The following is a 17687-nucleotide window of genomic DNA, read 5'->3' on the forward strand; positions in this document are numbered from 1 at the left end:
ATTATTAATTGTGTCGAAGGGACACAATTAAAGGCGGGATATGAGATGAGCGAAAAATTGACATTAACGCTGGATGAGCAGGTCTACGCCATTGCCAGCGGTGTTTTTCCGGATGGCGCTGTCTGGATCAAGGTGACGGAGACGTTACCGTCCTCCGCCCGTCTGATGCGCATTCGCGCAGCGGCGATGCGGGATATGAACGATTTCATGCTGCTGGCGCAACTGGTTGAGGCGGTACGCCACCAGACGGATGTGCTGGTGAGCCATCTTGAACTTCCCTGGCTGCCGTGGGCGCGTCAAGACCGCCATATGGTTGCCGGTGACAGCTTTGCGCTGAAAGTCTTTGCCCGTCAGCTCAACACGCTGAAGTTCGACAAGGTGAACGTGCTCGACCCGCATAGCGACGCGGCAGCGGCGGCGATAGATAACCTGGTCGCGGTGCCACAGGAAGCCTGCCTGCTGCAAAGCGCGACTCTGCGCCGTCAGTTTCAACACCATGCGCTGATGCTGGTGGCGCCGGATGCCGGGGCGCTGAAGAAAATCGATGCTGTGGCCAGAGCTGCAGGGGTAGCGGAGTACGCCATTCTGAGCAAAAAACGCGATGTGGCGAGCGGTAATCTGACCGGCTTCGCGCTGGTGGCGGGGGACGTGAAGGACAGGGATGTGCTGATTGTCGATGACCTGTGCGACGCGGGTGGCACCTTCATTGGTTCGGCGCAGGTATTACGTGATGCCGGAGCGCGCAGTGTCAGTCTGTACGTGACGCATGGCATCTTCTCGAAAGGTGTGGAACACCTGTTTGCCAATGGCATTGATGCCCTCTACACCACCACCTCGTTGGCTGCACCGACGCTGGCGCATCCGCAGCTTGAACTTATCGACATTGACGCAATTTACCGCTGAGGGAGACAACATAATGAAAATGAATCCAATTCTGGCTATCGACGGCTATAAAGTCTCCCACCGCGTACAGTATCCGCAGGGAACCACCCGGGTGTATTCCAACTTCACGCCGCGCAGCGATCGCTATTTTCAGTCGCCGCTGCCGGACGGCAAGCTGGTGTTCTTTGGTTTACAGGGCTTTTTGCAGTGGTTTCTGGTTGATCTGTTTAATGAGGCTTTTTTTGCTCGCCCGCAAGACGAGGTGGTCAACGAGTATAAGCAGGTGATGGACAGCTACCTCGGTCGCGATGCCGTCGCGGTTGATCATATTCGCGCGCTGCATCAGTTGGGTTACCTGCCGCTGCATATTAAGGCGCTGGATGAAGGTACTAAAGTACCCATGGCGGTGCCCGTACTCACCATTATCAACACCAAACCCGAGTTTTTCTGGTTGGTGAATTACCTGGAAACCGTACTGTCGGCGGAACTCTGGAAAGCCTCAACGAACGCCACTATTGCTCACCATTACCGAAAAATTTGCGCGCGTTGGGCACAGAAAACCTGTAGCGACCTGACGCATCTCGATTTTCAGTGCCATGATTTTTCGTTTCGCGGCATGGCGGGTCTTCAGGACACCATGCAGGCGGGCAGTGGACATCTGTTGAGTTTTAAAGGCACGGATAGCATTCCGTCACTGTTGTATGCCCGTGATTACTACACCGACGGCGACGCGTACTTTATCGGTGCCAGTATTCCGGCGACCGAGCACAGCGTGATGTGCATGGGCGAGCGTGAACATGAGATTGAAACGTTCCGTCGGTTGATTGTCGATCTTTACCCGCAGGGTTTTGTGTCGATAGTGTCTGATACCTGGGACTACTGGCAGGTGCTGACGGAGTATACCCGTGAACTCAAAAATACCATTCTGGCGCGGGAAGGGCGGGTGGTCTTTCGCCCCGACAGCGGTGATCCGGTGGCGATCCTTTGTGGCACCGGACTGGACGAGGATGATCGCGGCGACCGCAGCCCACAAGAGAAAGGATCGGTGGAAGTGCTGTGGGAGATTTTTGGCGGCACAATCAATGATAAAGGTTATAAGGTACTCGACCCGCACGTCGGGCTGATTTATGGCGACTCGATCACCCTTGAACGGGCGAATGAGATCCTGCGGCGGCTGGAGGCAAAAGGGTTTGCCAGTTCAAACGTGGTCTTCGGGGTCGGTTCTTTCACCTATCAATACAACACGCGGGACACCTTTGGTTTTGCGATGAAAGCGACCTGGGGTGAGGTAGACGGCAACGGCCGTACAATCTTTAAAGCGCCGAAAACCGATAATGGACTGAAACGCTCTGCCCGCGGTTTGCTGCGCGTTGCGCGTGATGAGCAGGGTGAGTTACGTCTGCACGATGAACAAAGCTGGGTTCAGGAGCAAGAGGGTGAGCTGAAGACGCGTTTCCTTGATGGGCGGCTTTACAACCGTGAACATTTTGAACAAATCCGCCAGCGACTGGCGACGCAATGCTGAACTCCTACCTGTTTTTCAGACAGCAGACCGGATAGCGGCGCTTCAACATCGCTATCCGTCCGTAGGCCGGATAAGGCGCAAAAGCGCCGCCATCCGGCAATCACGGCTACTCGGCCAGCATCTGTTCGAGCTGTTCCTGTATCTCAAGCCAGGCCATTTCACACTCTTCCAGCCCTGATTTGGCGCTGGCTTGCTGTTGCAGACAGGCGGTGAGCTCGGCCTTTCTGCTCTGATCGTACAACTCGCTGTCGCCCAGTTTTTCTTCCGCCTGCGCCAGTTGCGCGTTCAGTTTCTCCATCTCTTTTTCCAGTCGCGCAATTTCTTTACGCAGTGGCTGAGTTTGCGTGCGTAACTCTGCTTCACGGCGCTTCTGATCTTTACGCGCCTGTGCGCTATTGGCGTTGTCTTTCGGCGCGTCATCAGGCTGACTTTCCTGTTTCTGCACGTCGCTCAGCCATTGTTGATAATCTTCCAGATCGCCATCGAACGGCTCGACTTTACGGTCATGAACCAGATAGAGATCGTCAGTGGTTGAGCGCAGCAGGTGACGGTCGTGCGAAACGACAACCAGCGCCCCTTCAAAGTCGATCAAGGCTTCAGTCAGCGCCTGACGCATATCCAGATCCAGGTGGTTGGTCGGTTCATCGAGCAGCAGCAGGTTCGGACGCTGCCAGACGATCAGCGCCAGCACCAGACGGGCCTTTTCACCGCCGGAGAAACGGTGAGTCTCTTCAGTGACCTTATCGCCCTGGAAGCCAAAGCCGCCGAGATAATCCCGCAGCTTCTGTTCCAGCTCCTGCGGTGCCATTCGCGTCAGATGCTGCAACGGTGATTCGTCTGCGCGCAGGAACTCCAGTTGATGCTGGGCGAAATACCCCAGTTTGATGCCTTTTGCCAGACCGATCTCCCCGCTGACAGGGTTGAGCTCGCCCGCCAGCAGTTTGATCAGCGTCGATTTCCCCGCGCCGTTGCGTCCTAACAGTCCGATACGTGAGCCGGGAACCAGATTAAGTTTGATGGAGTCGAGGATAACGCGCTCGCCATATCCAGCGCTCACTTTCTCCATTTTCAGCAGCGGGTTAGGCAGGCTTTCCGGCGCCCGGAAGCTGAAGTGGAACGGGTTGTCGACATGCGCCGGAGCGATAAGCTCCATGCGCTCCAGCATCTTAATGCGGCTCTGGGCTTGCTTCGCTTTGGTCGCTTTGGCGCGGAAACGGTCGATATAGCTTTGCAAGTGCGCGACACGCTCCTGCTGGCTTTCGTACATCGATTGTTGTTGCGCCAGGCGCGTGGCTCGCTGAATTTCAAACGCGCTGTAGTTGCCGGTGTACTCGAACATCGTTTGTTGTTCGATATGAATAATTTTATCGACCACCGGGTCGAGGAAGTCGCGGTCGTGGGAGATAAGGATCAGCGTTCCCTGATAGCTCTTCAGCCATTTCTCCAGCCAGATGACGGCGTCCAGATCAAGGTGGTTGGTCGGTTCATCGAGCAACAGTAAATCTGAGCGGCAGATCAGCGCCTGGGCCAGGTTAAGACGCATGCGCCAGCCGCCGGAAAAGTCGCTAACCGGGCGCTCAAGTTGCTCATTAGAGAAACCGAGGCCGTGGAGCAGACTGGCGGCGCGGGAACGCACGGTCCAGGCGTCGATGGCGTCCAGTTTGCCATGCACGGTGGCAATCGCGTGTCCGTCGTTACGTTCGTTGGCATCGTTCAGTTGCGCTTCCAACTGGCGATACTCACGGTCACCGTCAATAACGTATTCCAGCGCAGGTTGAGGAAGCGCAGGCGTTTCCTGATTCACCCACGCCAGTTGCCAGTTGCCGGGGAAGGAAAAATTGCCGCCATCGGCGCTGATTTCATTTTTTAGCAATGCCAGCAGGGTAGATTTTCCGCAGCCATTTTTACCCACCAGACCGACTTTCTGACCAGGATTGATGGTCGCTGTAGCATTGTCCAGCAAGACGCGTACGCCGCGGCGAATTTGTAACGAGGAGAAAACAATCATAAGGCGCCGTATGTTCAGACTATGTTAATTTATCATTATGATAATGTAGTGTGTGTGGGCGTACTGCCGCACTGGAGCGCAATGGTAGCCCAAAACAACGACTATACACAAAAACCGGGAGGGGGATGATGTCCCAGCCAGCGAAAGTTTTGCTGCTGTATGCCCATCCGGAATCTCAGGACTCGGTCGCCAATCGGGTTCTGCTTAAGCCGGCCATGCAGCTCAGTAATGTGACAGTGCACGATCTTTACGCGCACTACCCTGATTTTTTTATCGATATTCCGCATGAGCAGGCGCTATTGCGTGAACACGACGTGATTGTTTTTCAGCACCCTTTGTATACCTACAGTTGCCCGGCACTGCTCAAAGAGTGGTTCGATCGGGTGTTGAGCCGCGGTTTTGCCAGCGGCCCCGGAGGAAATCAACTGGCGGGAAAGTACTGGCGAAGCGTGATCACGACCGGCGAGCCGGAAAGTGCTTACCGCTATGACGCGCTGAACCGTTATCCGATGAGCGACGTGTTGCGCCCCTTTGAACTGACGGCGGCGATGTGTCGTATGCATTGGATGAGTCCGATCATTATTTACTGGGCCAGGCGACAAAGTGCGCAGGAATTAGCCAGTCATGCCAGGGCGTATGGTGAGTGGCTGGCAAACCCCGTTGTTGCGGGAGGTCGCTGATGGAAGGTTCCGATTTATTGACTGCGGGCGTGCTGTTTCTCTTCGCGGCAGTGGTTGCGGTGCCATTGGCTGCGCGACTGGGTATCGGTGCGGTTCTGGGCTACTTGCTGGCCGGGATCGCCATTGGTCCGTGGGGGCTGGGGTTTATCAGCGACGTTGATGAAATTCTGCATTTCTCTGAGTTGGGTGTTGTCTTCCTGATGTTTATCATTGGGTTAGAGCTGAATCCGGCAAAGCTCTGGCAGTTGCGACGTTCCATTTTTGGCGTTGGGGCGGCGCAGGTGATGTTAAGCGCGGCGGTGCTGGCGGGGTTATTAATGCTGACCCGCTTTTCGTGGCAGGCGGCGGTGGTCGGGGGGATCGGTCTGGCGATGTCGTCAACTGCTATGGCATTGCAGTTGATGCGTGAAAAAGGGATGAACCGCAGTGAATCCGGACAACTGGGTTTTTCTGTGCTGCTGTTTCAGGATCTGGCGGTGATCCCGGCGCTGGCACTGGTGCCGCTGTTGGCGGGCTCCGCAGATGAACATTTTGACTGGATCAAAGTGGGCATGAAGGTGCTGGCATTTGCGGGCATGCTGATTGGCGGACGCTATCTGCTGCGCCCCGTGTTTCGCTTTATCGCCAGTTCAGGGGTGAGGGAGGTTTTCACTGCCGCCACCCTTCTGCTGGTGCTGGCTTCGGCGCTGTTTATGGACGCGCTGGGGCTGTCGATGGCTCTGGGGACGTTTATTGCGGGTGTGTTACTGGCGGAAAGTGAATATCGTCATGAGCTGGAAACCGCCATCGATCCCTTTAAAGGCTTGCTGCTGGGGCTGTTCTTTATTTCGGTCGGGATGTCGTTGAATCTTGGTGTGCTCTACACCCATCTGTTGTGGGTCGCAATGAGCGTCGTCATTCTGGTGGCCGTCAAGACGCTGGTGCTCTATTTGCTGGCGCGCGTGTATGGTGTGAGGAGTTCGGAGCGAATGCAGTTTGCGGGCGTGTTGAGTCAGGGGGGCGAGTTTGCCTTTGTGCTCTTTTCTACCGCGTCTTCGCAGCGATTGTTCCAGGGCGATCAGATGGCGTTGCTGTTGGTGACCGTCACGCTGTCGATGATGACAACACCCTTGCTAATGAAGCTCATTGATAAATGGCTTTCCAGACAGATCAATGGCCCGGAAGAGGAAGACGAAGCGCCGTGGGTGGATGATGATAAACCGCAGGTCATTGTGGTGGGGTTTGGGCGATTCGGTCAGGTGATTGGGCGTTTGTTGATGGCGAACAAAATGCGTATTACGGTGCTTGAGCGGGATATCAGCGCCGTCAACCTGATGCGCAAGTATGGTTACAAAGTGTATTACGGTGATGCCACCCAGGTAGATCTCTTGCGTTCGGCAGGGGCGGAAGCGGCAGAATCGATCGTCATCACCTGTAACGAGCCTGAAGACACCATGAAGCTGGTGGAACTGTGCCAGCAGCATTTCCCGCATTTGCATATTCTTGCGCGGGCGCGCGGACGTGTAGAAGCACATGAGTTATTACAGGTGGGGGTGACGCAGTTTTCTCGTGAAACCTTCTCCAGTGCGCTGGAGTTGGGGCGCAAAACGCTGGTGTCATTAGGGATGCATCCGCATCAGGCGCAGCGGGCGCAACTGCACTTTCGTCGCCTGGACATGCGTATGTTACGGGAGTTGATCCCGATGCACACCGATACGGTTCAAATCTCACGCGCCACGGAAGCCCGACGCGAGCTGGAGGAGATCTTCCAGCGAGAGATGCAGAAAGAACGGCGCCAACTGGATGGCTGGGATGAATTTGAGTAGGGGAGCAGTATGGCAATTCGTAAACGTTTTATTGCAGGTGCAAAATGCCCATCTTGCCAGGCGCAGGATTCTCTGGCGATGTGGCGCGAAAATAATGTTGATATTGTTGAATGCGTTAAGTGTGGCCATCAGATGCGTGAAGCCGATAAAGCGGCGCGCGAGCATGTTCGCAAAGAAGAGCAAGTGATCGGGATTTTTCATCCGGACTAGCGATATGTCGCAGGTTTTTTTAAGCTAGTGGGTACACGAGTGCAGAATTCCGCTACAATCTGCGCCACTATTCTTCCCATGCTCAGGAGATATCATGAAAGTAGCAAAAGACCTGGTGGTCAGCCTGGCCTATCAGGTACGTACAGAAGACGGTGTGTTGGTTGATGAGTCTCCGGTGAGTGCGCCGCTGGACTACCTGCATGGTCACGGTTCCCTGATCTCTGGCCTGGAAACAGCGCTGGAAGGTCACGATGTTGGCGACAAATTTGACGTTGCTGTAGGCGCTAACGACGCTTACGGTCAGTACGATGAAAACCTGGTGCAGCGCGTTCCTAAAGACGTGTTCATGGGTGTTGATGAACTGCAGGTTGGCATGCGCTTCCTGGCGGAAACCGACCAGGGCCCGGTACCGGTAGAAATTACCGAAGTGGAAGACGACCACGTTGTGGTTGACGGTAACCACATGCTGGCTGGCCAGAACCTGAAATTCAACGTGGAAGTTGTCGCGATTCGTGAAGCAACCGAAGAAGAGCTGGCTCATGGCCACGTTCACGGTGCTAACGGTCACGACCATGACCACGACCACGAAGGTTGCTGCGGTGGCCACGGCCACGATCATGACCATGGTCATGAGCACGGCAAAGGTGGTTGTGGCGGTAATGGCGGTTGCGGTTGCCATTAATCGGCATGCTGGCCCGGTAAGCGTAGCGATACCGGGCACAAAAAAAGCGGGGGAACCCGCTTTTTTTACGTCTCAATAATGTGGTGGTGGCGTCTCTTCGGACTGAGAGGCAATGTTTGACGGTTGGCTGGCTTTGAGTTTATCCGTCAGCAAACGCAGGTGATCGCGTAGTTTAGCCATTTCCAACTCATGAGCGGTCACTGTCACATTGAGTTCTTCAATGGTTTGCTCCTGAAAAGCCAGGCGACTCTCCAGTTCAGCCAGGCGAGCTTCCATCGTTATATCCTGCATGATTCACCTCTTTTGTTGTTCCCGGCCGCGGATTCTACTTAACTTTACGGGATTGCACAGTACCCATTATCCTTTCAGGAAACTAAATTACATAAAAAGAGTCTGAAAAGGGGTGATAATAGGGCGTGTTCGTATGTTGATTTGTTCTACAACGCTTTATAGTACGTTTCTTGTGTAAGTTAACCCTGGGGTGAGATGCCCCGGCCCTGGAGATATGGATGAAATCACTGTTTAAAGTAACGCTGCTGGCGACCACAATGGCCGTTGCTCTGCACGCTCCGATCACTTTCGCTGCTGATGCTGCAAAACCTGCGGCAACTGCCGAGAGCAAAGCTGCGTTCAAAAATGACGATCAGAAATCAGCGTATGCGCTGGGTGCTTCTCTGGGTCGTTACATGGAAAACTCCCTGAAGGAGCAGGAAAAATTAGGCATTAAGCTGGACAAAGATCAGCTGATCGCGGGTGTTCAGGATGCGTTTGCAGACAAGAGCAAATTGTCTGATCAGGAAATCGAACAAACGCTGCAGGCGTTTGAAGCTCGCGTGAAGACCTCCGCTCAGGCGAAGATGGAAAAAGACGCGACTGAAAACGAAACCAAAGGTAAAGCATTCCGCGAGACATTCGCTAAAGAGAAAGGGGCCAAAACCTCTTCTACTGGCCTCGTCTATAAAGTAGAAAAAGCCGGTACTGGCGATGCACCGAAAGACAGCGATACTGTGGTAGTGAATTACAAAGGTACGCTGATTGACGGTAAAGAGTTCGATAACTCTTACACCCGTGGTGAGCCGCTCTCTTTCCGTCTGGATGGTGTGATCCCGGGCTGGACTGAAGGTCTGAAGAACATCAAGAAAGGCGGTAAGATCCAACTGGTTATCCCACCGGATCTGGCCTACGGTAAAACGGGCGTTCCGGGTATCCCGGCTAACTCTACGCTGGTATTCGACGTAGAACTGCTGGACATCAAACCGGCACCGAAAGCGGATGCCGCAGCGCCAGCAGAAGCTGACGCTAAAGCAGCAGATGCTGCTAAAAAATAAAAACTGAGAACCGCCGCCAGTATGGCGGCGGTTTTTTAATTGCAGGCCGGATATAATTAGTACTGGAAAGCGGAACCTCCGCTGTATTAATTTAGTTGTCCGCGTAAATAATGAGCCTGCCCTGAAAACATACCGACAGGCTCCTGAAAAGGAGTGTTTTTTTTCATGTCCAGGTCGCTTTTAACCAACGAAACCAGTGAACTTGATTTGCTGGATCAACGTCCTTTCGATCAAACCGACTTCGATATTCTGAAATCCTACGAAGCGGTGGTGGACGGGTTAGCGATGCTCATTGGTTCCCATTGTGAAATCGTATTGCACTCTTTGCAGGATTTGAAATGCTCGGCAATTCGCATTGCTAACGGTGAACACACGGGCCGCAAAATTGGCTCGCCGATTACTGACCTTGCGTTGCGCATGCTGCATGATATGACGGGTGCGGACAGCAGCGTGTCGAAGTGCTACTTTACACGCGCGAAAAGCGGTGTCTTGATGAAGTCGGTGACGATTGCTATTCGCAACCGCGAGCATCGTGTAATTGGTCTACTGTGCATTAACATGAACCTTGATGTACCGTTCTCACAGATTATGAATACCTTCATTCCGCCGGAAACGCCGGAAGTGGGTTCCTCAGTTAACTTTGCCTCCTCGGTAGAAGATTTAGTCACGCAAACGCTGGAGTTCACGATTGAAGAAGTGAACGCTGACCGAAACGTGTCTAACAATACGAAGAACCGCCAGATTGTGCTCAACCTCTACGAGAAAGGCATCTTCGATATCAAAGATGCGATTAACCAGGTGGCTGACCGCCTGAACATCTCCAAGCACACGGTATACCTTTACATACGTCAGTTCAAAAGCGGCGATTTTCAGGGACAGGATACTAAGTAATGCGTTTCGCCATTGTGGTCACTGGGCCTGCTTACGGCACACAGCAGGCGAGCAGCGCCTTGCAGTTTGCCCAAGCGGTGCTCAATGAAGGGCACGAACTGAGCAGCGTCTTTTTCTACCAGGACGGTGTCTATAACGCAAACATGCTGACTTCGCCTGCCAGTGACGAATTTGACGTGGTACGAGCCTGGCAACAACTGAACCAAACGCAGGGTGTGACGTTAAACATCTGTGTTGCGGCGGCGTTGCGCCGGGGGATTGTGGATGAGACGGAGTCCTCCAGACTCGGCCTGGCGGCGGCTAACTTACAGCCAGGTTTTGTTCTCAGTGGGCTTGGGGCTCTGGCGGAAGCGTCGCTGACCTGCGATCGCGTGGTGCAATTTTAATGAAACGCATTGCTTTTGTATTTTCTACTGCGCCGCACGGTAGCGCATCGGGCCGTGAAGGGCTGGATGCGTTGCTGGCAACATCTGCATTAACAGAAGCGCTTGGCGTCTTTTTTATTGGCGATGGCGTTTTTCAGATACTTCAGGGGCAAAAACCTGATGTGGTGTTGGCGCGCGATTACATTGCTACCTTTAAACTGCTGGAACTCTACGACATTGAGCAGTGTTGGCTCTGTGCCGCCTCTTTGCGTGAACGAGGTCTGGCGGAAGACACGCGCTTTGTCATTGATGCGACACGGCTTGAGCCTGAAGCGTTGCGCAATGAGCTCGACGGCTATGACGTTATCCTGAGGTTCTGAGTCCCTTATGTCTATACTGCACACTTTACATCGCTCTGCGTGGCATTCGGATCTCTCCTCTCTTCTTCGTCTGCTCAAAGAAGGGGATGAGCTTTTGTTGCTACAGGATGGCGTGATGACCGCTATTGAAGGCAGCCGTTTCCTTGAAAGTTTGCTGAATGCCCCCATTAAGATATACGTGCTGGAAGAAGACATTAAAGCTCGCGGTTTGGGTGGTCAAATTTCAGACAGCGTCGTCAGGGTTGACTATACTGACTTCGTCAGACTTGTGGCGAAACATCCCCGCCAGATGACCTGGTAATTGCGGGATTGTTGTATATTTCTTGACACCTTTTCGACGTCGCCCTAAAATTCTGCGTCCTCATATTGTATGAGGGCGTTTTATTACGTGTTTACGAAGCAAAAGCTAAAACCAGGAGCTATTTAATGGCAACAGTTAACCAGCTGGTACGCAAACCACGCGCACGCAAAGTTGCAAAGAGCAACGTGCCTGCGCTGGAAGCATGCCCGCAGAAACGTGGCGTATGTACTCGTGTATATACTACCACTCCTAAAAAACCGAACTCCGCACTGCGTAAAGTATGTCGTGTTCGTTTGACTAACGGTTTTGAAGTGACTTCCTACATCGGTGGTGAAGGTCACAACCTGCAGGAGCACTCCGTGATCCTGATCCGTGGCGGTCGTGTAAAAGACCTCCCGGGTGTTCGTTACCACACCGTTCGTGGTGCGCTTGACTGCTCCGGCGTTAAAGACCGTAAGCAATCACGCTCCAAGTATGGCGTGAAACGTCCTAAGGCTTAATGGTTCTCCGTTAAGTAAGGCCAAACGTTTTAAATTAATGTCAAAATAAACTCGTAGAGTTTTGGACAATCCTGAATTAACAACGGAGTATTTCCATGCCACGTCGTCGCGTCATTGGTCAGCGTAAAATTCTGCCGGATCCGAAGTTCGGATCAGAACTGCTGGCTAAATTTGTAAATATCCTGATGGTAGATGGTAAAAAATCTACTGCCGAAACTATCGTATACAGCGCGCTTGAGACCCTGGCTCAGCGTTCTGGTAAAAACGAACTGGAAGCTTTCGAAGTAGCTCTCGAAAACGTGCGCCCGACTGTCGAAGTTAAGTCTCGCCGCGTTGGTGGTTCTACTTATCAGGTACCAGTTGAAGTCCGTCCGGTTCGTCGTAATGCTCTGGCAATGCGTTGGATCGTTGAAGCTGCTCGTAAACGCGGTGATAAATCCATGGCTCTGCGCCTGGCGAACGAACTTTCTGATGCTGCAGAAAACAAAGGTACTGCAGTTAAGAAACGTGAAGACGTTCACCGTATGGCAGAAGCCAACAAGGCGTTCGCACACTACCGTTGGTAATCCCTTCGGAGTAATAGTCACCAGGCGGGCGCTTCTAGCAAGCAGCCCGCTTTGGGCTACTTATATTGAACGCCTAAAAGATAAACGAGGAATCAAATGGCTCGTACAACACCCATCGCACGCTACCGTAACATCGGTATCAGTGCGCACATCGACGCCGGTAAAACCACCACTACCGAACGTATTCTGTTCTACACCGGTGTAAACCATAAAATCGGTGAAGTTCATGACGGCGCAGCTACCATGGACTGGATGGAGCAGGAGCAGGAACGTGGTATTACTATCACTTCCGCAGCGACTACTGCATTCTGGTCAGGTATGGCTAAGCAGTATGAGCCGCATCGCGTAAACATCATCGACACCCCGGGGCACGTTGACTTCACTATCGAAGTAGAACGTTCCATGCGTGTTCTTGATGGTGCGGTAATGGTTTACTGCGCAGTTGGTGGTGTTCAGCCGCAGTCTGAAACCGTATGGCGTCAGGCAAACAAATATAAAGTTCCGCGCATTGCGTTCGTTAACAAAATGGACCGCATGGGTGCGAACTTCCTGAAAGTTGTTGGTCAGATCAAAACCCGTCTGGGCGCGAACCCGGTTCCGCTGCAGCTGGCAATTGGTGCTGAAGAAGGTTTCACCGGTGTTGTTGACCTGGTGAAAATGAAAGCCATCAACTGGAACGAAGCAGACGCAGGTGTAACCTTCGAATACGAAGATATCCCGGCTGACATGCAGGAACTGGCTGAAGAATGGCACCAGAACCTGATTGAGTCCGCTGCGGAAGCGTCTGAAGAGCTGATGGAAAAATACCTGGGCGGCGAAGAGCTGACCGAGGAAGAAATCAAGAAAGCTCTGCGTCAGCGCGTTCTGAACAACGAAATCATCCTGGTAACCTGCGGTTCTGCGTTTAAGAACAAAGGTGTTCAGGCGATGCTGGATGCGGTAATCGATTACCTGCCGGCTCCGACTGATGTTCCTGCGATCAACGGTATCCTGGACGACGGTAAAGATACTCCGGCTGAGCGTCACGCAAGTGATGACGAGCCGTTCTCTGCGCTGGCGTTCAAAATCGCTACCGACCCGTTCGTAGGTAACCTGACCTTCTTCCGTGTGTACTCCGGTGTGGTTAACTCTGGTGATACCGTACTGAACTCCGTGAAATCTGCACGTGAGCGTTTCGGTCGTATCGTTCAGATGCACGCTAACAAACGTGAAGAGATCAAAGAAGTTCGCGCAGGCGACATCGCTGCTGCGATCGGTCTGAAAGACGTGACTACTGGTGATACTCTGTGTGATCCGGACAAGCCGATCATTCTGGAGCGTATGGAATTCCCTGAGCCGGTAATCTCCATCGCAGTAGAACCGAAAACCAAAGCTGACCAGGAAAAAATGGGTCTGGCTCTGGGTCGTCTGGCTAAAGAAGACCCGTCATTCCGCGTATGGACTGACGAAGAATCTAACCAGACCATCATCGCCGGTATGGGTGAACTGCACCTCGACATCATCGTTGACCGTATGAAGCGTGAATTCAACGTTGAAGCGAACGTCGGTAAACCTCAGGTTGCTTACCGCGAAGCGATTCGTGCGAAAGTTACCGATATCGAAGGTAAGCACGCGAAACAGTCTGGTGGTCGTGGTCAGTATGGTCACGTCGTTATCGACATGTACCCGCTGGAGCCGGGCTCTAACCCGAAAGGTTACGAGTTCGTCAACGACATTAAAGGTGGTGTAATTCCTGGCGAATACATCCCTGCCGTTGATAAAGGCATCCAGGAGCAGTTGAAGTCTGGTCCGCTGGCTGGTTACCCGGTAGTAGACATGGGTGTTCGTCTGCACTTCGGTTCTTACCATGACGTTGACTCCTCTGAACTGGCGTTTAAACTGGCTGCTTCTATCGCCTTTAAAGAAGGCTTTAAGAGAGCAAAACCTGTTCTGCTTGAGCCGATCATGAAGGTTGAAGTAGAGACTCCGGAAGAGAACACTGGTGATGTTATCGGTGACTTGAGCCGTCGTCGCGGTATGCTGCGCGGTCAGGAATCTGAAGTAACTGGCGTTAAGATCCACGCTGAAGTTCCGCTGTCTGAAATGTTCGGATATGCAACTCAGCTGCGTTCTCTGACCAAAGGTCGTGCATCATACACGATGGAATTCCTGAAGTATGATGATGCGCCGAACAACGTTGCTCAGGCCGTAATCGAAGCCCGTGGTAAATAAGCCCCGGGGTTAAAACCTAAGTCCCGTGCTCTCTCCTGAAGGGGGGAGCACTATAGTAAGGAATATAGCCGTGTCTAAAGAAAAATTTGAACGTACAAAACCGCACGTCAACGTTGGTACTATCGGCCACGTCGACCACGGTAAAACTACTCTGACCGCTGCAATCACCACCGTACTGGCTAAAACCTACGGCGGTGCTGCTCGCGCATTCGACCAGATCGATAACGCGCCGGAAGAAAAAGCTCGTGGTATCACCATCAACACTTCTCACGTTGAATATGACACCCCGACTCGCCACTACGCGCACGTAGACTGCCCGGGCCACGCCGACTATGTTAAAAACATGATCACCGGTGCTGCGCAGATGGACGGCGCGATCCTGGTTGTTGCTGCGACTGACGGCCCGATGCCGCAGACTCGTGAGCACATCCTGCTGGGTCGTCAGGTAGGCGTTCCGTACATCATCGTGTTCCTGAACAAATGCGACATGGTTGATGACGAAGAGCTGCTGGAACTGGTAGAAATGGAAGTTCGTGAACTTCTGTCTCAGTACGATTTCCCGGGCGACGACACTCCGATCGTTCGTGGTTCTGCTCTGAAAGCGCTGGAAGGCGAAGCAGAGTGGGAAGCGAAAATCATCGAACTGGCTGGCTTCCTGGATTCTTACATCCCAGAACCAGAGCGTGCGATTGACAAGCCGTTCCTGCTGCCTATCGAAGACGTATTCTCCATCTCCGGCCGTGGTACCGTTGTTACCGGTCGTGTAGAGCGCGGTATCGTTAAAGTTGGCGAAGAAGTTGAAATCGTTGGTATCAAAGAGACTGCTAAGTCTACCTGTACTGGCGTTGAAATGTTCCGCAAACTGCTGGACGAAGGCCGTGCTGGTGAGAACGTTGGTGTTCTGCTGCGTGGTATCAAACGTGAAGAAATCGAACGTGGTCAGGTACTGGCTAAGCCGGGTTCTATCAAGCCGCACACCAAGTTCGAATCTGAAGTTTATATCCTGTCCAAAGACGAAGGCGGCCGTCATACTCCGTTCTTCAAAGGCTACCGTCCGCAGTTCTACTTCCGTACTACTGACGTGACTGGTACCATCGAACTGCCGGAAGGCGTAGAGATGGTAATGCCGGGCGACAACATCAAAATGGTTGTTACCCTGATCCACCCGATCGCGATGGACGACGGTCTGCGTTTCGCAATCCGTGAAGGCGGCCGTACTGTTGGTGCGGGCGTTGTTGCTAAAGTAATGAGCTAATTATTTACTAATTAGTTTTGAGCTTAAAAAGGGCGCTACGGCGCCCTTTTTGCTGCCTGGCATTTAGTCTGTCATATTTATTCGCATTTTTTATTGCTCTCCGGCTGCGTCTATATATTTGTGCTATTGTAATCATAACTATTCTCATTTACACTTTGCGCAGAAATTGAACGGGAGCGATCATGTACGTTTGTTTGTGTAATGGTGTCAGTGATAAAAAAATCCGTCAGGCGGTACGCCAGTTTCATCCACAATCTTTCCAACAATTGCGCAAGTTTATTGCTGTTGGAAATCAATGTGGTAAGTGTGTTCGGGCTGCACGTGAAGTAATGCAGGACGAATTGACACAGATACCGGAATTTAAAGAGATCGCCTGAGTCACATTCTTTTTTTTGACATCCCTGTAGCCCCATCTACTCTTCAAAGAGTGGAAGCGGAGGGACTATAAAATGAAAGGTGATGTTAAAATCATAAGTTATCTCAATAAACTATTGGGTAATGAGCTTGTCGCGATCAACCAGTATTTTCTCCATGCTCGTATGTTTAAAAATTGGGGACTGATTCGCCTCAATGATGTCGAATACCATGAGTCCATTGATGAGATGAAACACGCTGATAAGTACATCGAGCGTATCTTGTTTTTGGAGGGCATTCCCAATTTGCAGGATCTTGGCAAGTTAGGCATTGGTGAAGATGTCGAAGAGATGCTGCAATCCGACCTTCGGCTAGAACTTGAAGGCGCGAAGGATCTACGTGAAGCTATTGCTTACGCAGATACCGTTCATGATTATGTCAGCAGGGATATGATGATTGAAATTCTTGCCGATGAAGAAGGGCACATCGACTGGCTGGAAACCGAGCTGGATTTAATTTCGAAACTTGGCTTGCAAAATTATCTGCAATCGCAAATTAAAGTCGCAGACTAACTCTCTGGCATCAGTGTTTTCCATCCCATGATAAAACCCGCAGCCGCCATATATGGCCCAAAAGGCAGCGGGTTTTTTAATACCGCCTTACCATACCTGAAGTAATCTATCCCCACCGCGGCGCAGGCCAAACAAGCAGCAATAAACACCAGCATGGGTAGCGACTGCCATTCATGCCATGCGCCCAGGGCGGCAAGAAACTTCACATCGCCATAGCCCAACCCTTCTTGTCGGTGAGTCAGACGATAACCCCAGTACAGAAGAGCGAACAGGCCATATCCCGCTACGGCTCCCCATAGGGCAGCGGGCAAGCGTACGGGCAGCAAAAGCTGATGGTAAATGAGACCGCTCCACAGAAGAGGGCAGGTTAATCGATCGGGTAAAAAACCCGTTCGTAAATCGGTGACCCACAGACGTCCTGATAAAATAAGATATGTGAGCAGAAAAGGGAGCGCAGAGTACATGGATAACTCCTGAGTAGACAGTGGAACCACATTAGCGGCGACAGCTTTCCACGCAATGTCGTATCTGCTGCTTTGCTCCCCTCGTTCCGCAGAAAAAATGAAATTTGCAATTATTACAGACAGGATGGAACGGTGCCCGCATTGGCGAAAAAATGATTAATATCTACGCGGCGCTTGCGTAAGACTGAGATTTACGTATAATGCGCGGGCTTGTCTAATATTGACAGCGGTTCGATATGAGCCACAGGTACTGCGAAAGCGATACCAGACAATGTTCCCAATCGGGGAACTCTGTAAGAACGGTTACACTCTCCCATCAATCGTAATGGGTTTGAGGAGTAACTATTTCGTCTATAAAATAATTGGAGCTCTGGTCTCATGCAGAACCAAAGAATCCGTATCCGTTTGAAAGCGTTTGATCATCGTCTGATCGATCAATCAACCGCGGAAATCGTCGAGACTGCTAAGCGCACTGGTGCGCAAGTTCGTGGTCCGATCCCGCTGCCGACCCGCAAAGAGCGCTTTACCGTTCTGATCTCCCCGCACGTTAACAAAGACGCGCGTGATCAGTACGAAATTCGCACTCACAAGCGTCTGGTTGACATCGTTGAGCCAACTGAAAAAACCGTTGATGCTCTGATGCGTCTGGACCTGGCTGCCGGTGTAGACGTGCAGATCAGCCTGGGTTAATCAGGTCATCGAGCGATT

Annotated in this window: 21 protein-coding genes; 18 read left to right on the forward strand and 3 right to left on the reverse strand. The window is 52.2% G+C overall.

Annotated elements, in window-relative coordinates; all coding sequences use genetic code 11:
• Positions 1-45: 45 nt before the first annotated feature.
• Together prs and ACO7SM_RS01680 are read left to right on the forward strand one after the other, a co-directional pair.
• Positions 46-903 (forward strand): ribose-phosphate diphosphokinase, encoded by an 858-nt coding sequence (gene prs, locus ACO7SM_RS01675; protein WP_490469469.1) that lies wholly within the window; start codon positions 46-48, stop codon positions 901-903.
• A 13-nt stretch (positions 904-916) separates the two neighbouring features.
• The gene (locus ACO7SM_RS01680; RefSeq protein ID WP_490469470.1) at positions 917-2407 is read left to right on the forward strand and encodes a nicotinate phosphoribosyltransferase; all 1491 of its coding nucleotides are present in this window, start codon (positions 917-919) and stop codon (positions 2405-2407) included.
• Between the two features lie 106 nt (positions 2408-2513).
• Here ACO7SM_RS01680 and ACO7SM_RS01685 read toward each other — a convergent pair whose 3' ends face one another.
• The gene (locus ACO7SM_RS01685) at positions 2514-4415 is read right to left on the reverse strand and encodes an ABC transporter ATP-binding protein (protein WP_490469471.1); all 1902 of its coding nucleotides are present in this window, start codon (positions 4413-4415) and stop codon (positions 2514-2516) included.
• Positions 4416-4543: 128 nt separating this feature from the next.
• Between ACO7SM_RS01685 and kefG the strand changes: the two genes are divergently transcribed.
• The 4 genes from kefG to slyD all read left to right on the forward strand — a co-directional run bounded on the left by kefG (position 4544) and on the right by slyD (position 7792).
• Positions 4544-5095 carry a glutathione-regulated potassium-efflux system ancillary protein KefG gene (gene kefG / locus ACO7SM_RS01690; RefSeq protein ID WP_162383517.1) on the forward strand — a complete coding sequence of 184 codons (552 nt, stop codon included), beginning with the start codon at positions 4544-4546 and terminating at the stop codon, positions 5093-5095.
• Positions 5095-6900 carry a glutathione-regulated potassium-efflux system protein KefB gene (gene kefB, locus ACO7SM_RS01695; RefSeq protein ID WP_490469472.1) on the forward strand — a complete coding sequence of 602 codons (1806 nt, stop codon included), beginning with the start codon at positions 5095-5097 and terminating at the stop codon, positions 6898-6900. Before kefG ends, kefB begins: the two co-directional genes overlap by 1 nt.
• Positions 6901-6909: 9 nt before the next feature.
• Entirely contained in the window at positions 6910-7110 is a 201-nt protein-coding gene (locus ACO7SM_RS01700) for a YheV family putative zinc ribbon protein (RefSeq protein ID WP_192610765.1), read from the forward strand.
• Positions 7111-7204: 94 nt separating this feature from the next.
• The gene (gene slyD / locus ACO7SM_RS01705) at positions 7205-7792 is read left to right on the forward strand and encodes a peptidylprolyl isomerase (RefSeq protein WP_203359765.1); all 588 of its coding nucleotides are present in this window, start codon (positions 7205-7207) and stop codon (positions 7790-7792) included.
• Between the two features lie 72 nt (positions 7793-7864).
• Here the strand turns inward: slyD and ACO7SM_RS01710 are convergent, their stop codons facing one another.
• Positions 7865-8083, reverse strand: a complete 219-nt coding sequence (locus tag ACO7SM_RS01710; protein ID WP_490469473.1) for a protein SlyX — start codon at positions 8081-8083, stop codon at positions 7865-7867.
• 218 nt (positions 8084-8301) lie between these two features.
• Between ACO7SM_RS01710 and fkpA the strand changes: the two genes are divergently transcribed.
• The 11 genes from fkpA (at position 8302) to bfr (ending at position 16515) form a co-directional block, all read left to right on the forward strand.
• The gene (gene fkpA / locus ACO7SM_RS01715) at positions 8302-9120 is read left to right on the forward strand and encodes an FKBP-type peptidyl-prolyl cis-trans isomerase (RefSeq protein ID WP_490469474.1); all 819 of its coding nucleotides are present in this window, start codon (positions 8302-8304) and stop codon (positions 9118-9120) included.
• A gap of 165 nt (positions 9121-9285) precedes the next feature.
• Positions 9286-10011 (forward strand): helix-turn-helix transcriptional regulator, encoded by a 726-nt coding sequence (locus tag ACO7SM_RS01720; protein ID WP_192610769.1) that lies wholly within the window; start codon positions 9286-9288, stop codon positions 10009-10011.
• A complete protein-coding gene (gene tusD / locus ACO7SM_RS01725; protein WP_490469475.1) occupies positions 10011-10397 on the forward strand; it encodes a sulfurtransferase complex subunit TusD in 387 nt (128 codons plus the stop codon). Before ACO7SM_RS01720 ends, tusD begins: the two co-directional genes overlap by 1 nt.
• Positions 10397-10756, forward strand: coding sequence for a sulfurtransferase complex subunit TusC (gene tusC, locus ACO7SM_RS01730; RefSeq protein WP_490469476.1), 360 nt, complete (start codon positions 10397-10399; stop codon positions 10754-10756). The genes tusD and tusC overlap by 1 nt, the downstream gene beginning before the upstream one ends.
• A 13-nt stretch (positions 10757-10769) precedes the next feature.
• Positions 10770-11057 carry a sulfurtransferase complex subunit TusB gene (gene tusB, locus ACO7SM_RS01735; RefSeq protein WP_192614278.1) on the forward strand — a complete coding sequence of 96 codons (288 nt, stop codon included), beginning with the start codon at positions 10770-10772 and terminating at the stop codon, positions 11055-11057.
• A gap of 125 nt (positions 11058-11182) precedes the next feature.
• The gene (gene rpsL, locus ACO7SM_RS01740) at positions 11183-11557 is read left to right on the forward strand and encodes a 30S ribosomal protein S12 (protein WP_003023654.1); all 375 of its coding nucleotides are present in this window, start codon (positions 11183-11185) and stop codon (positions 11555-11557) included.
• A 95-nt stretch (positions 11558-11652) separates the two neighbouring features.
• Complete coding sequence (gene rpsG, locus ACO7SM_RS01745) at positions 11653-12123, forward strand: 30S ribosomal protein S7 (protein ID WP_003023657.1); 471 nt, start codon at positions 11653-11655, stop codon at positions 12121-12123.
• 96 nt (positions 12124-12219) lie between these two features.
• The gene (fusA, locus tag ACO7SM_RS01750) at positions 12220-14334 is read left to right on the forward strand and encodes an elongation factor G (protein WP_203359769.1); all 2115 of its coding nucleotides are present in this window, start codon (positions 12220-12222) and stop codon (positions 14332-14334) included.
• Positions 14335-14404: 70 nt separating this feature from the next.
• Positions 14405-15589: an elongation factor Tu gene (tuf, locus tag ACO7SM_RS01755; protein ID WP_192610773.1), complete on the forward strand. Its 1185-nt coding sequence runs from the start codon at positions 14405-14407 to the stop codon at positions 15587-15589.
• Between the two features lie 182 nt (positions 15590-15771).
• Positions 15772-15966, forward strand: coding sequence for a bacterioferritin-associated ferredoxin (gene bfd, locus ACO7SM_RS01760; protein ID WP_203359770.1), 195 nt, complete (start codon positions 15772-15774; stop codon positions 15964-15966).
• A 72-nt stretch (positions 15967-16038) separates the two neighbouring features.
• Positions 16039-16515, forward strand: a complete 477-nt coding sequence (bfr, locus tag ACO7SM_RS01765) for a bacterioferritin (protein ID WP_276293682.1) — start codon at positions 16039-16041, stop codon at positions 16513-16515.
• Here the strand turns inward: bfr and ACO7SM_RS01770 are convergent.
• Entirely contained in the window at positions 16512-16979 is a 468-nt protein-coding gene (locus ACO7SM_RS01770; protein WP_490469477.1) for a prepilin peptidase, read from the reverse strand. The genes bfr and ACO7SM_RS01770 overlap by 4 nt on opposite strands.
• A 378-nt stretch (positions 16980-17357) precedes the next feature.
• Between ACO7SM_RS01770 and rpsJ the strand changes: the two genes are divergently transcribed.
• Positions 17358-17669, forward strand: a complete 312-nt coding sequence (rpsJ, locus tag ACO7SM_RS01775) for a 30S ribosomal protein S10 (protein WP_001181005.1) — start codon at positions 17358-17360, stop codon at positions 17667-17669.
• Positions 17670-17687 lie beyond the last annotated feature (18 nt).

This window comes from Citrobacter sp. LJND-P06 (genome assembly GCF_058188415.1).

Bases quoted from the DNA above. Each gene is read 5' to 3' on its own strand.
- tusC (WP_490469476.1), top strand. From the start codon at position 10,397: ATGAAACGCATTGCTTTTGTATTTTCTACTGCGCCGCACGGTAGCGCA.
- fkpA (WP_490469474.1), top strand. From the start codon at position 8,302: ATGAAATCACTGTTTAAAGTAACGCTGCTGGCGACCACAATGGCCGTT.
- bfr (WP_276293682.1), top strand. From the start codon at position 16,039: ATGAAAGGTGATGTTAAAATCATAAGTTATCTCAATAAACTATTGGGT.
- rpsL (WP_003023654.1), top strand. From the start codon at position 11,183: ATGGCAACAGTTAACCAGCTGGTACGCAAACCACGCGCACGCAAAGTT.
- rpsG (WP_003023657.1), top strand. From the start codon at position 11,653: ATGCCACGTCGTCGCGTCATTGGTCAGCGTAAAATTCTGCCGGATCCG.
- ACO7SM_RS01720 (WP_192610769.1), top strand. From the start codon at position 9,286: ATGTCCAGGTCGCTTTTAACCAACGAAACCAGTGAACTTGATTTGCTG.
- prs (WP_490469469.1), top strand. From the start codon at position 46: ATGAGCGAAAAATTGACATTAACGCTGGATGAGCAGGTCTACGCCATT.
- tusD (WP_490469475.1), top strand. From the start codon at position 10,011: ATGCGTTTCGCCATTGTGGTCACTGGGCCTGCTTACGGCACACAGCAG.
- fusA (WP_203359769.1), top strand. From the start codon at position 12,220: ATGGCTCGTACAACACCCATCGCACGCTACCGTAACATCGGTATCAGT.
- kefB (WP_490469472.1), top strand. From the start codon at position 5,095: ATGGAAGGTTCCGATTTATTGACTGCGGGCGTGCTGTTTCTCTTCGCG.
- ACO7SM_RS01680 (WP_490469470.1), top strand. From the start codon at position 917: ATGAAAATGAATCCAATTCTGGCTATCGACGGCTATAAAGTCTCCCAC.
- slyD (WP_203359765.1), top strand. From the start codon at position 7,205: ATGAAAGTAGCAAAAGACCTGGTGGTCAGCCTGGCCTATCAGGTACGT.
- ACO7SM_RS01770 (WP_490469477.1), bottom strand. From the start codon at position 16,979: ATGTACTCTGCGCTCCCTTTTCTGCTCACATATCTTATTTTATCAGGA.
- ACO7SM_RS01700 (WP_192610765.1), top strand. From the start codon at position 6,910: ATGGCAATTCGTAAACGTTTTATTGCAGGTGCAAAATGCCCATCTTGC.
- kefG (WP_162383517.1), top strand. From the start codon at position 4,544: ATGTCCCAGCCAGCGAAAGTTTTGCTGCTGTATGCCCATCCGGAATCT.
- ACO7SM_RS01710 (WP_490469473.1), bottom strand. From the start codon at position 8,083: ATGCAGGATATAACGATGGAAGCTCGCCTGGCTGAACTGGAGAGTCGC.
- bfd (WP_203359770.1), top strand. From the start codon at position 15,772: ATGTACGTTTGTTTGTGTAATGGTGTCAGTGATAAAAAAATCCGTCAG.
- ACO7SM_RS01685 (WP_490469471.1), bottom strand. From the start codon at position 4,415: ATGATTGTTTTCTCCTCGTTACAAATTCGCCGCGGCGTACGCGTCTTG.
- rpsJ (WP_001181005.1), top strand. From the start codon at position 17,358: ATGCAGAACCAAAGAATCCGTATCCGTTTGAAAGCGTTTGATCATCGT.